This window comes from Bacteroidota bacterium (genome assembly GCA_018266835.1).
In the GTDB taxonomy this organism is placed as follows: domain Bacteria; phylum Bacteroidota; class Ignavibacteria; order Tepidaquicellales; family Tepidaquicellaceae; genus JAFDZO01.
In genome coordinates this window covers 98,657-112,163 of record JAFDZP010000004.1, presented here as the reverse complement: position 1 = coordinate 112,163, position 13,507 = coordinate 98,657, and the positions used below count along the sequence as shown (strand labels likewise).

Annotated in this window: 9 protein-coding genes; 4 read left to right on the top strand and 5 right to left on the bottom strand. The window is 35.9% G+C overall.

All coding sequences use genetic code 11. The features are described from left to right. Positions 1 to 161 precede the first annotated feature (161 nt). Positions 162 to 2,594 (bottom strand): T9SS type A sorting domain-containing protein, encoded by a 2,433-nt coding sequence (locus tag JST55_11530; GenBank protein MBS1494138.1) that lies wholly within the window; start codon positions 2,592 to 2,594, stop codon positions 162 to 164. A 281-nt stretch (positions 2,595 to 2,875) separates the two neighbouring features. Between JST55_11530 and JST55_11525 the strand changes: the two genes are divergently transcribed. Then, the gene (locus JST55_11525; GenBank protein MBS1494137.1) at positions 2,876 to 5,275 is read left to right on the top strand and encodes a tetratricopeptide repeat protein; all 2,400 of its coding nucleotides are present in this window, start codon (positions 2,876 to 2,878) and stop codon (positions 5,273 to 5,275) included. Positions 5,276 to 5,392: 117 nt separating this feature from the next. Here JST55_11525 and JST55_11520 read toward each other — a convergent pair whose 3' ends face one another. The 3 genes from JST55_11520 to JST55_11510 all read right to left on the bottom strand — a co-directional run bounded on the left by JST55_11520 (position 5,393) and on the right by JST55_11510 (position 9,101). Next, complete coding sequence (locus tag JST55_11520; protein ID MBS1494136.1) at positions 5,393 to 5,950, bottom strand: fasciclin domain-containing protein; 558 nt, start codon at positions 5,948 to 5,950, stop codon at positions 5,393 to 5,395. Between the two features lie 334 nt (positions 5,951 to 6,284). Next, positions 6,285 to 6,437 (bottom strand): hypothetical protein, encoded by a 153-nt coding sequence (locus JST55_11515; protein MBS1494135.1) that lies wholly within the window; start codon positions 6,435 to 6,437, stop codon positions 6,285 to 6,287. A gap of 93 nt (positions 6,438 to 6,530) precedes the next feature. Continuing rightward, positions 6,531 to 9,101 carry a Cys-Gln thioester bond-forming surface protein gene (locus JST55_11510; protein MBS1494134.1) on the bottom strand — a complete coding sequence of 857 codons (2,571 nt, stop codon included), beginning with the start codon at positions 9,099 to 9,101 and terminating at the stop codon, positions 6,531 to 6,533. 222 nt (positions 9,102 to 9,323) lie between these two features. Between JST55_11510 and JST55_11505 the strand changes: the two genes are divergently transcribed. From JST55_11505 to JST55_11495, 3 genes are read left to right on the top strand one after another with little or no spacing between them, the layout of a single operon-like run. Next, complete coding sequence (locus tag JST55_11505) at positions 9,324 to 9,785, top strand: hypothetical protein (protein MBS1494133.1); 462 nt, start codon at positions 9,324 to 9,326, stop codon at positions 9,783 to 9,785. Next, complete coding sequence (locus JST55_11500; GenBank protein MBS1494132.1) at positions 9,785 to 11,014, top strand: S-adenosylmethionine:tRNA ribosyltransferase-isomerase; 1,230 nt, start codon at positions 9,785 to 9,787, stop codon at positions 11,012 to 11,014. Before JST55_11505 ends, JST55_11500 begins: the two co-directional genes overlap by 1 nt. Positions 11,015 to 11,025: 11 nt before the next feature. Then, positions 11,026 to 12,921, top strand: a complete 1,896-nt coding sequence (locus JST55_11495) for a M1 family metallopeptidase (protein ID MBS1494131.1) — start codon at positions 11,026 to 11,028, stop codon at positions 12,919 to 12,921. 16 nt (positions 12,922 to 12,937) lie between these two features. Here the strand turns inward: JST55_11495 and JST55_11490 are convergent, their stop codons facing one another. After that, entirely contained in the window at positions 12,938 to 13,486 is a 549-nt protein-coding gene (locus JST55_11490) for an AAA family ATPase (protein MBS1494130.1), read from the bottom strand. Positions 13,487 to 13,507 lie beyond the last annotated feature (21 nt).

The window sequence follows — 13,507 nt, the reverse complement described above, 5'->3', positions numbered from 1 at the left end:
GTTTTTTGAGCAGGGAATTTTTTGTATAAAAAAAAAATCTCCGTCGATTTTAAATCGAGGGAGATTTCTGAAAAATTGTTTTGATTAAACTTACAAAAAAAAGAAGGGTAATAATTTACCTCCCCCTGCCCCCTCCTTATAAAGGAGGGGGTACTGTGTGCTTACTTAACCAAAATCATTTTTATTGCATTGGTATAGTTTTCTGAATTCATTCTACATATATAAATTCCTGAGGCAAGTGACTCGCCGTTGAAATGAACTTCGTAATTTCCTGCCTGACTATTTCCTGAAAATAAATTCTTCACAAGTCTTCCGCTTATATCATATACATTCAGTTCCATGAATGAAGCTTTCGGGACTGAGTAAGAAATTTTTGTAACGGGATTAAACGGGTTCGGATAGTTCTGATTCAGCTTAAATTCCTTTGGTACAACTGAACTCACTGTCTGCACATCCAATGGTAATGTTGCTGCGTATTGTTTTAATTTTGTCACGCTGTTAAGATATCCCGTTCCGCGAGCTGCTATTGCTGCAACTATGATTGTTGCGGTTTCTCCCGCAGCTAAATTGGCGGGGCCCAGAGTCATAAAAAATCTTGCGTCAGCATTTACATTTGAAAGCCAGCCGGTTCCTGTTTGCGGGTCGCCGTTAAAAATAAAATTTCTGGGTAAGCCGTTATACGTAAAAGGTTCTCCGCATTTATCTAAAGCTTTCTGATAATTTCTGAAATCATGAGGTGTGTATGGATCTCCCAAACATGGAGGCGGAGCGCTGCCTACATTATAGAAAGGTACACATGAGTTTAAAATAAATCCGTTGGTACTTGAAACAAATTTATATCCTACCGCTGGCGGCGTTGAACCGTAACCCGGGTCTGTAGCAACTCCGTTGTAGCCATAACCCAGACCTAATGCACTATCGCAGCCCATTCTATCATCAGTTGCTGTGCCAATATCAGTATCAACAAGAAATGAAAAATATGCGTTGTTCCAATCTGCAGTGTTTTTATTTGTGATACTAATTTTGTAATAGATTGCATCTTTTCTTAAATCATCATTAAAAGAATATTGATATATTTTTACTTCAGCTTTCAAAGGCGCAGTTTCACCGGTAAGTCCTGTTCTTGTCATATCTGTAAGAGTTACAAATGATGATTGATTGCCTGTCAGCTGAGGTAGACTTCCCGATACAGGAGCACCCTGAGATACAGGCCAATGGTCATAGTCAGGTACACCGCTTCCATCTCCGGTTTTTATCTGGTAAAGTCCGTATTCACCAAGTCTGCTTCCTACCTCATTTCCTCCTATAAATTGACCGGCACGGAAATCAGAGCCATTGTAACTTTGGCTTACTAAAGTATCTCCGTTGACAACAGCACTTAAAGCAAATGTTGAATTGAACAAACAATAATTATTGCTTCCCTTTGGATATTCAAATCCGGGAAGATTTGATCCCAGCGGCGATGGCGCCGTAAGACTGCCACGCGAATCTGTATAGCTGCTAATATTGTTAGAGTTTTGAATCTTTATGTAATCGGCAAAAAAAGGATTTACAAGATTACCCGGACCGGTGGTTGTTTTATATAAAAAATCGTCTGCTGTTCCATACCATCCTGTAGAATTATTGATAAAAGTCATAGGACCGGCGTAATAATTGGCGGAAGTTACTAATCTGAAATCTGTAGGGTTAAACCAGTTTACTCCTCCATTAGTTGTTTTTATAATTCCTGATTTATTGATATAATAATTTGCATAACCTGTTTGCTCATCAAAAAATATCACATCTTTAGGAGCGCGGCTGCCCGAATCATTAGAGTATAATAGAGTCCAGTTCTGTCCGCTGTTTGTAGTCTTCCAGCTTTTACCTTTTATTGATGATGCTGCAGATTTTCTACTAAACAACCATCCTGTATTACTATTTAAAAAATAAAATTCAGAAAGAAGCGAATCAGTCAATGTGTTAGTCCAATTAGTGCCTGAATTAGTCGTCACAAAAAATCCGTTGCTGTTAATTCCCACTCCTTTTGTTGCGGATTGAAAATTTATTTTCGTAAAACCAGTGGAAGAATTTACGATTGCCCAAGATGTACCGCCGTTTGTGGTCTGATACGTTTTATTAGTAGCTGCAGGATTATCTGTAGTAATCCATCCTGTAAGAGAATTGATAAAACTTATTCTCCACCGAATGAGTGTACTCGGCAATGGAGGTGTATTAAGAGTCGTCCAGGAAAGTCCTCCGGTTATTGTTCTGATTACCTGCCCTGAGTCGCATGCAGCATATACTATAAGAGGATTGATAACTTCTAACTGCTGCACATTAAAAGCAGTATTAAGTGTGAGCCGGTTCCAGTTGACCCCACCGTTTATGGTTTTATATATAGAGCCCGAATTTTGATAATTATAGTTAGTTCCTCCGATATAACCTGTATTTGCATCAGCAAATTTTAAAGTATAGGCAGAGAAAGATTCCTGCCCGAAGCCCGATGAATCTACACCCTGAACCTGCTGTTTTATCCATTGAGCATTCAAAGAAAAATTAACTGATAATAATATTGCTGCACAAAGAAAAAATCGCCAGAGAATACTTGATTTCATATATAAATATTTTAGTTGATTATAATAGTGATTATATCTTTTAAAATAAATAAAGTTCCAAATATTACTTATTTAATTAATTAAGAACGAAAGTATTCCAAATATTCCTCTTTCTACTTTCAAATGCCTTGAATAAAACTCATTTTACAAATATTTTAAAAGGAACCTTTAGGCACTTTCTTACATTAAATATATAATAATATATCATATCGGAGATACTATACCTTTTCTATAAATTATTTTACATTTTGAGATACTTTAAGCTATCGATAATAATTTTTATGTTCGCAGGAATATTTATCGGCGGATGTAACTATACAACTCAGCGTACTTTCGAAAAAACTCCTACTGCAGACGAAGAAGACCCTCAACCGAATTACGATATTTCTTTAGATGAGGATTATCAGGATTACGTTTCGTTTATGTTCATGGGGAACAGGAATGAAAACTTTTCCACATACTTCAATACATACTTTATGGCATCTGCAGATTTTGAAGATGCATATAATCTTTACAGGACATCAACAGTAGCATCATTCAATAAAAGACTTGACTCACTGAACATAACTCCTGCAATCAGCAATGAAATAAAAGAAAAGCTGACTAAAGTTATTGAAAGGGCATCAAAAGTTATCCAGATTCATAAGAACAGTAAATACTTGGATGATGCAGTGCTTCTCATAGGTAAATCATATTTTTATCTGGGAGATTATCTGCAGGCAGAAAGAAAATTCAACGAGTTCCTTACAAATCTTTCTGCAAGCAAGCTGTATGATGAAGCAATGTATTATCTTGGCGTAACAAAGATGAAGCTTGGAAAAACCGATGAAGCATCAATAATATTAAAGAACCTTGTTAAAAATGCTAAAGATAAAGAAGTCCGTTCAGGCGCTGCCGGCGAGCTGGGCATCAATGCCTTTGTAAAGAAAAATTATAAAGATGCAGTAGATTATTTCAGACAGTCAATAGAACTCTCGGGTGATAAAGATAATAAAGCAGTTAATCAGTTTATACTTGCAAGAATATTTTCACTATACCAGCCAACAAAAGCCGCAAAAGAATTTCAGAATGTTCTTGATTACTCTTCTGATTTTGATTTATCATTTTATGCAAGGCTTAATTATGCCAAATCGCTCGATATTGAAAAACAATACTCCAAAGCCAACGATGAGCTTGATAATCTAAGAAGAAAATACAGAGAAGTTCCTGAATACAAACAGCTTGCTGAACTTGAACTTGCCAATAATTTATACGACCAGAAAAAATATAAAGATGCTATATCCGGTTACTTCGATGTTATAATTGATTATCCTTCATCTTTAGCTGCAAGTGATGCTTATTACTATCTTGCAAGACATTATGAAACTGTGGAGAATAATTATCTTAAGGCACTTGTAAATTATAAAAAATCTACGGAAGAAAACGCTTCATCGGATTATTCTGCATTGAGCAAAAAAAAATATGATGTTTATACACGGTACTTTGCATTGCAGGAAAAAATTGATACTGCGAATAAAGTTGTCATACCGACTGAAAACAAGGAGCTTGAAAAAAGAAGGGTTATCCGAAATGAGGAGAAAGGTATAAAAACCAACCTGCCTAATAACCCCGGAAATGACCCTAATAATCCCAACGGCAGAGAGAACGGAAAGGGTTCAGGTATGCGCAGCTATGAATCTGATTTCAATAATGTATCTGATACAATTAAGGAAAAAGAAGAACGTAAGAAGAAGAAAAAGGAAACCAATGTACCCAATATAAAATCGGAAGATTCTGTAAAGGTACAGGATACTCTTATAACTTCAGCTATAGATACAGCCGGAATAAGAAGAGCTAACGATGAAAAATTTAATAATTACTATGAGCTTGCCGAATTATTTTTATATGATTTAAAAAGCGTAGATTCTTCCGTTCATTACCTGAATGTAATACTGGATAAATTTCAGGAGGAAGATAAAACATCAAGAACTATGTACACGCTCGCTACTATTTACGCAAACAATAATCAGCCGGATAAAGCGAACGAACTCTACAGGGAAATAATACAAAAATATCCGAATACAATTTTCGCAAATGAATCTAGAAAGATTTTAGGTGTTACAACTATCGAGCTTGAAGAGGAAACCGTAAAAGAGCTGTACAAAGATGCAGAGAAAAGACTTCTGGCGGGTTCAAGCAGAGATGCCGTAACAATACTCACAAATTTAAAAGATAAATATCCCGGCAGCGAGTTACTTCCTAAGACATACTATACATTAGGCTGGATATATGAAAATGTTTACAGGAACAAGGACAGCGTGATTTATTATTACAGAGCGCTAAAAGAAAAATATCCGAATTCAGAATATTCGCAGAAGATAACCGAAAAGCTTGCAATACTTGACTACAAACCGGAAGATTCACTAAAGACGAAAACGTTGCTTGATTCCAATGGTAATCCTATAGCAATGGATTCCTTATCAGTAAGAATGCCTGCTGATACTTTAAACCAAAAAATAGAAAATCCAACCGGTACCGATACAAAAGAACAGGAACTTGATGATTTGTTAAAAGATAAAACACCTGATGAAATTTTGAAAATACTGCAAGATGATGCAAAGAAAAGTCAGGAAGAGGAATTTAAAAAACAACAGGAAAATAATAAGCAAGACCCCGGGAAAGAACCTGAACCGCCAAAATAGATTTTTGAAATATTTTTAAAAAGAAAAGCGGAAGTGAGATAAAAACTCAATTCCGCTTTTTTGTTTCTCCTTGTTTCTTACTACTAATATACCGCTCCCCCATTTTTAAAACTAAAATTACATTGGCATTAAGACTTTATCGACAACCATTATAACTCCGTTTGACTGATATACATCAGCAATTGTAATCATAGCTGAGTTTCCTTTTTCATCCCATACCCAGATTTTGTTATCTTTATCCATAGAGAACATTAAGTTTCCGCCTGCAACTGTTTTTAAAGTAGCCTTACCGTTACCTGCCATTATTTCATCCATTAGTTTCTTTGAGTCATATTTTCCTGCGATAACATGATATGTTAAAATTTTAACAAGCATGTCCTTATTTTCAGGTTTTAAAAGTGTTTCAACTGTTCCTGCAGGAAGCATATCGAATGCAGAATTTACGGGAGCAAACACTGTGAACGGTCCTGCGCTTTGAAGTGTTTCTACAAGTCCCGCTGCCTGTACTGCAGCAACTAAAGTTGTGTGGTCTTTGGATTTCACTGCATTTTCAACGATGTTTTTTGATTTGTACATCATTTCTCCGCCTACCATTGGATTTTCCTGAGCGAATGAGAATGTTGATCCTGCACTTAATGTAAGCATAAGTGCAAGTGCGATTAAGATGTTTTTCATTTGTGTATTTTATTTTGGTTAATTAGTGTTTTTCATTTTCAAAATAAAATACGGAGGGATTGGGAGATTGGATTTAAAAAATTTTTAATAAAAACCCCTCCTTACTAAGGAGGGGATTTAGGGGAGGTTAAGGATAAGAGCAAAGTTTGTCAGCTCTTCCCTTTAACCCCACCCTGCCCTCCCCTTAGTAAGGGGAGGGTTACATTTTTTCTATATCAAAAAAGCGGGAGGGGAAACCATGAATCCCCTGCCCGCTTTGTTTGACTAATTAACCACTCTATTTCAACTAATAATTAATAATGAGTAATTAATAATTTTATTTTCTGACTTTCCTTCAGTAGTTTTTGCTCCTGCCTATTATACCTTTACCGTAATAATGAGGGAGTACTACTTTTGCTAACTTAATCTGTGTTTCAACTTTTGTGTTTGCTAAAAGCTTCTCTGTTAATTTGTGAGAGAGCTTTTCAAGAGTGTTTAGGGATTTCATAATTCTTCTCATTTTGTTTTAGGGGGTTTGGAGTTTTCTTTTAAAAAATCGGAGGCGCTGCTCTTAAGGGCAAACGCCTCCTATGTTGCTAAATTATTTTACTAACATCATTCGTTTTACATCTGAGAAGCCTTCTGCTTCAAGTTTGTAGAAGTATACTCCGCTTGCCATATTTGCTCCGTCAAAGTTTACTTCGTAGTTACCGACGTTTCTGAATCCGTTTACAAGAGATGCTACTTCTTTACCGAGCATGTTATATACTTTCAAAGTAACGTTACCTTGTTTTGGAATAGAGAAGGCAATCTTTGTTACAGGATTGAAAGGATTTGGATAATTCTGGTCAAGTGCGTAATCTTTTACATCTGTGCTGTTTGTGTTTATTCCTACTGAGTTTGAAATCATCACTGCATTCTGAACTGTATAGTCATAGCTTGATAAAGAAGGATTAAGCGATTTTGTCAACTGGAAGTAAACCATTGATACGTTGTTTAAATCCACCGGCTGACCGTTTACTAAGAATGTGCTCAAAACGATTTCTCTTGTTGTTACTGTTGAAGTTAATGGAACGTTTACAAAAGGATAGTAAACATTGTTTCCTGATTTTACTTCTAAGTAAACACTCATTGTGCCTGAACCGAATGCTTCGAATTTCAATTTAGAGAAATTTGTTAAGTTAATTCCTTCATATGAACCGTCTAATGAACGTCCGATATATACTTTATCGCCAAGGTTACCTTTTAATCTTGCGCCGCCCGGGAATATTAATGAGTTAGCCGGTGCAGTAGGGTTACCACTTGTTACTACATTTGAAAACTGTGTTATTGTGCTTGAAGGACCTGCATATGAACCGTAAACTCCGCCGCCTATGAATGCTGCATCTTTGAATCCGTTGGCGCATGTTAAGCTTAATGAAGCACCTGCCATAATTCCGATATTTGTATTGTATTCAAACTCACCGTTAGGAACGTTAACACTTTGATTTAATGTCTGTGATGACATACCGGTCTGCGGTGTGTATAAATAAGATACCGGTACTGTCTGGTTTACACCTGTTGTGTTGATGAATTTAATTTTTATCTTTCCGTCATTTGTATATCTTGCTGACTTCATGTAAACGTCAGGGTATTTTAATTGTGTCTGCTGATAAGAAACTGTTCCGAATGTTGCGAATTTATCTAATATCTTTTTTACTAAAATTGATGTTGCACCGAAATCTGCGCCCCATACCTGGAAGTTGTAAACGTTTGTTGCTCCGGCAGGAACTGTATATTCAGGGATTGTCCATTTGTTATCTACTATAAATCCGTTTGGCATTTCATATACACTGAATACTACTGAGTAATCTGTATATCCTTTTGTTGGGTTTACAATTTTTGCTGAGTAGAATTCATGGTTATCAATTAATGTTCTTTCAAGATTTTCAATATTACAGTTAGCAAGTCTGTCGCAGACTGATTTTGTATGTGAATAAATATTCGGAGCATTTGTTGTTGTTGAAAAAATTGTAGCGATTCTTGTTGAGCTGCTATTTACTTTATAATCTGCTGCGAAAGCTGATGTAGCATTTGAAATTCCTAAGATATCAAAAGGTGTCGTTGTAAATCTTACTGTTGTGTAAGGTCCTGCAGTTGGTGTAATCTCTTCAAGTGTATGAGTTAACGGGAAGAAGTCTGATTGATTGGAAACCATCACACTTGTTTCGCCGTTCATAATCTTATTGTGTCTTGTGAATAATGCTGAAGCTAAGTCATATGAAGATTCTACACCGCCTGAATTGCCGGATGATGTTGAATCCCATGAACATGTAAACTGGTCTTTCTTATTTCCGTAGGTAGGTGTTGCGATAACAAGTTTCTGTTTTGTTGTCGGGCTGCCTAAATGAACGTATCTTGTTCCTTGCGGAATAACTATGCTTGCCTGAGCAGTAATTGTTGCTGTTAATGAAGCGCCTTTTTGTATGGTAATCTTCGGGGAAAGTCCGCCTGCGCCGGTTGTGGTTGTTAAACTTCCGAGTGTTCCTGATGTTGTTGTAAGAGTAACGTTAATTCCGCTTACGCCAACGCCGAGTTCATTAAGAGTTTTAATTTGTATTGTATCCTTCACTGAAGGATTGTGTAACATACTTACGGGGACAATTTGTAAAGTTTTTACAGGAAGCGTGCTTGCGCCGTTTGCATCTGCATCTGCAATAATCTGCAATGCGCGTGCTTTAACTTCTGCGTTATCACTTGTGTTCACATCTACACCGTCACTGTAATGCCAGATTGCAAACTGCACTGCAGCTGCTTCTTTTGATGGAGTATTTAATGAACCAGAATAAGGCAAAGTTTTATAAGGGTAATAATTATTTAGTACATAAGTAATTTTGTTAGCAGTATATCCGGAATCGTTGTAAACTTCGTTGAATACCAGATTGTTTTGTATATCTATACAGTACATCTTTGTTGCATGTCCGTCAATTGTAGCATTGAATGTTCCTACATTATCATACTGTGTTAAAAACGGAGGATAAGGACTTGTAAAGTGAATTGGCAGAACATCTGCAACTGATTGCACCTGGCATACGCTGATACCTCTTGGCTGCGCGGATGCAAGGTTGATTCCTAAAAGCGTCATCAGAGCAATCTGAATGATTCTTTTAATAAATGAGTTAAATGTTGTCATGGTTTTTGGTTAATTATTAGTTAGTGACGCACTCTTATTCAATAGCTGTGCCAAATGAATATATGCTGTATTTACAGTAGTTATGATGATTTTTGAAGAAAGAAATTTCAGACCATTATTAGTATCAAAACTGCTTTTGTAGCGCCGGTACTATGCTTATTTTTCCCTCTCATTTCCGTATTAAGTTGTGTTAAAAAACCATATTTTGGATAAAATTTAAGTATGAAAGTAACGGGCATAACTGTTCAAAAAATTATTCTTGGATTCTGGAGCTGTTATTTCAGTATTGTAACTTTGACGAACATTCTGGACGGACTTAAAGCGATGGGTGTGCTTTCAAAGGACTGGAAATTTTCATCCGGCAACTTTGAAATGATTCTCCAGACAACTGCTAAAATGAGCGTTCCGGCAGGATTCAATGCATTCCTATTCTGCGGAGTGATTCTTCTGGAATTAACTGCATCTATATTATTCTGGAAATCTTTACTTACAACAGATGACGGCAATATTTATAAAGCGCATGCTGTCGGCTTAATTTTATTTGCAGGATTTATAATGGCTGATGAAATATTTTTCGCTTACGGCGTTGAGGCAACTCACATGAGAATTTTATTCGGCTTAATGCTTTCACTAACAACTATAATTATTTTAAGGAGAACTAACGAGAATTGGAAAAAAAGCTGATTAACCCAAAAGAGATTGAAATAAAAGATTACGATTACGACTTACCTGTTGAAAGAATTGCAAGCTATCCTTTACCGCAAAGAGATGAATCGAAGCTTTTAGTTTACAGAAATGAAAAAATAGAAGAATCCGTTTTCAAAAATATTTCACAATTTATTCCTGAAGATACAATTTTAATTTTCAACGATTCAAAAGTTGTTAAGGCAAGAATATTAATTGAAGACTCTGCAGGACATAAGATAGAAATTTTCTGTCTTGAGCCGCTGCAGCCATCGCGCGAATTCCAGATGGCATTCGCCGCAACTAAAAAATGCAAGTGGCTTTGCATGGTTGGAAATGCAAAGAAATGGAAAGAAGATGTAATCATTCAGAATTTTTTTACAAAAGGAAAAGTTGTAGAGCTCCGCGTAAAAAAATCCGCTCCCGCAAACGGAGTGTACGAAATTGAATTTGAATGGAATCCGATAGAGCTTACTTTCAGTGAAGTATTAATGAGAGTGGGGCACATTCCGCTTCCTCCCTATATTAAAAGAGCAGATCAAAGGTCAGATGCAGAACGATATCAGACGGTTTATGCGAACATGGAGGGCTCCGTTGCCGCCCCTACTGCAGGACTTCATTTCACACAGGAAGTACTTGACGAATTAAAAGCAAAAGGAGTTGATGAAGAATTTGTAACACTGCATGTAGGCGCAGGGACATTTCAGCCTGTTAAGGGTGAGAAAATAGGCGAGCACAATATGCATGGAGAAAAATTCTTTGTAAGCAGAGGACTGATAGAAAAATTATTAAATAAAGGTGATAAAAAAATTATTGCTGCAGGAACAACATCAGCAAGAACAATTGAATCTTTATTCTGGCTTGGAATAAAGCTGATTGAAAACTCAAGCGTGCAGATAAATAATCTGAGAATCTCTCAATGGGAAGCTTATGAAAACAAAGATGCAAGAAAATATACAATGGAAGATGCAATGCGTTCACTTGCAGATTATATGAACTTCAATGAAATAGATACGCTTGAGTGTGAAACGGAAATTATCATTACTCCGGGATATGATTTTAAAATAATCAACGGGCTTATAACAAACTTCCACCAGCCGAAAAGCACTCTGCTTTTATTAATAGCTGCATTTACAAAAGGAAAATGGAAAGATATTTATGATTACGCCATGAAAAATGATTTCAGATTTCTCAGCTACGGCGATAGCTCACTACTCTTAAATTTTTAATTTATTTATTGATGAAATATTTCTCAATCTGCATCTCTGGTCTTGTACCCCTCTTTATCATCCTGTTCATAGGAGAAATTAACGCTCAGTCAAATCTTTACATGCCGAAGGAATTCATTATCGCGCATGAAAAGAACACTCGTTCATCTGACGGCAGACCGGGAGCAAATTACTGGCAGAATAAATCAGATTATAAAATTTCAGTAGAAGTTGAACCTAAGACAAGAAATGTAAAAGGCAAAGAGACGATTTATTATCAGAATAATTCGCCGGACACGTTAAAGAGAATATATTTCAGAATGTATCAGGACTTGTATAAGCCAAATACGAGCAGGGACAGGTCAGTTCCCGCAAAAGAACTAACGGACGGAGTTTTGCTGCACTCAATTAAGATAGATAACAAATCCATACCTGAGAAAAGTATTTCAAGATTTGAAACACTGATGGTTATAAGTTTAGATAATCCTGTGCTGCCGTACAGTTCAGTGCAGGTTAATGCTGACTGGAGCTTTACTATTCCAAACGGGACAAGTATTCGTATGGGTACAAAGGATTCTACAACATTTATGATTGCTTACTGGTATCCTCAGATTGCAGTTTACGACGATATAAGCGGTTGGGATGAACTGCTATACAACGGAAATACAGAATTTTATAATGACTTCAATAATTATGACGTTGAAATAAAAGTCCCATATGATTTTAATGTCTGGGGAACAGGCATGCTGCAAAATCCCGAAGAGGTTTTAAGCAGCTCTGTTTTAAATAAAATGAACGAAGCAAAAAAATCAGATAATATTATTAACCTAATTGATTCCAACAACATTCTCGCTAAAAATTATTACAATAAGAATACAGGATATAACATCTGGAAATTTAAAGCAGAGAACGTAACTGATTTTGTTTTTGCTACTAGTGACCATTCTCTTTGGGATGCAACAAGCGCTGAAGTTGAACCGGGAAGAAGAGTATTCATCTCCTCCGTTTACAATATGGATTCAAAATATTTTTACTCAGTTGATAAAATTGCCAGAGATGCAGTATTATTTTTTTCAAACGAATTCCCTGCAGTTCCTTTTCCTTTCCCGTCGCTTACAATTTTCAACGGGCAGCAAAGAGGAGGAATGGAATTTCCTATGTTTGTAAATGACCGCTCATCAAGAACGTACAACGATGCAGTAGATGTTACAACTCACGAAATAACACATCAGTATTTTCCGTTTTATATGGGTATAAACGAAAAGAAATATACCTGGATGGAAGAAGGAATGGCGCAGATGATTCCTGAAGATTTGCAGGACAGACTTTCTGAAAATACAAACAAAAGAAAATCCAATACAGCAAGATATCAGTTTTTTGCAGGAAGCGAGCTGGAAGCTTCAATGATGACAACAGCATATTTATTGAAAGGTGATGCCTTTTCTTCTAATGCTTATTTTAAATCTTCCGTTATATATAATCTGCTGAGAGATTATTTCGGCAAGGAAAAATATATTTCACTGATGAAAGAATATATGAACAGGTGGAATGGAAAGCATCCCACTCCTTATGATTTTTTTAACACGTTCAATGAAGCTTCGGGAGAGAATTTAAACTGGTTCTGGCAGCCCTGGTTTTTCGATAAAGGTTTCCCTGATTTATCTGTAAAAGAAGTAAAGAAAGGAAGTACAAAAAGCATTATTGTTATAAAAAATAACGGAACACTTCCGCTTCCGATTGAACTCACTATTAATTATTTTGACGGAAGCAGTGATAAGATCATAAAAAAGATGGATATATGGAAAAAGGGCGAAAAGGAAATAGAAGTAATTGATGAATCAGGAAAAGATATTTCACAGATAAAATTGGGTAGTGACTTAATTCCTGATATTGATCCGTCAGGTAATATTTACAAACCGGAAAATTGATAACAAGGTTAACTTATTATCTTAGAATTTCATTAATTTTGCTGATAATAAATTTACCACGTTTATCTATAGTGGTAAACGGCACTTCTATTATTTGGTAATCCAAACTTTCATAAATTCTTTTCAATGTTAATCCGAAATTATTAGCTTCGTCAAAGCCGATAATTCTTTCATCATCCGTTGTATAAATTTCATTCCAGCCGTTAAACATAAAAACATTTTTGTTGTATCTGTACTCCTTAGCAGATTTTGTGCTTTCGTCTTCGTTTGTATTTAATAACTGAGAGTAAGCAATAATATCTGCAATACCTCTGTCAAAAATTACAGGTTCATTTATATTAATATTCGTTTTGTATTGAGATATCATTTTGTCCAGCATCAATTGATTAAACACCGTAGCATTTTTTTCAGGCACTCCTTCTCCGTTAATTTCCCTCTGCTCTTTTAAAACTATCCTTGCAGGTTCATCAATGCATATATAATTTTGTTTTTTAATTTCATTTAAAACGGCAGACTTCCCTGCTCCCATTGCGCCCGTAAGAATGAAGTAATTATTTTTAATCACATAAAATTTAAGAAAATGACT

Bases quoted from the DNA above. Each gene is read 5' to 3' on its own strand.
- JST55_11510 (MBS1494134.1), bottom strand. From the start codon at position 9,101: ATGACAACATTTAACTCATTTATTAAAAGAATCATTCAGATTGCTCTG.
- JST55_11515 (MBS1494135.1), bottom strand. From the start codon at position 6,437: ATGAAATCCCTAAACACTCTTGAAAAGCTCTCTCACAAATTAACAGAG.
- JST55_11520 (MBS1494136.1), bottom strand. From the start codon at position 5,950: ATGAAAAACATCTTAATCGCACTTGCACTTATGCTTACATTAAGTGCA.
- JST55_11495 (MBS1494131.1), top strand. From the start codon at position 11,026: ATGAAATATTTCTCAATCTGCATCTCTGGTCTTGTACCCCTCTTTATC.
- JST55_11525 (MBS1494137.1), top strand. From the start codon at position 2,876: ATGTTCGCAGGAATATTTATCGGCGGATGTAACTATACAACTCAGCGT.
- JST55_11505 (MBS1494133.1), top strand. From the start codon at position 9,324: ATGAAAGTAACGGGCATAACTGTTCAAAAAATTATTCTTGGATTCTGG.
- JST55_11530 (MBS1494138.1), bottom strand. From the start codon at position 2,594: ATGAAATCAAGTATTCTCTGGCGATTTTTTCTTTGTGCAGCAATATTA.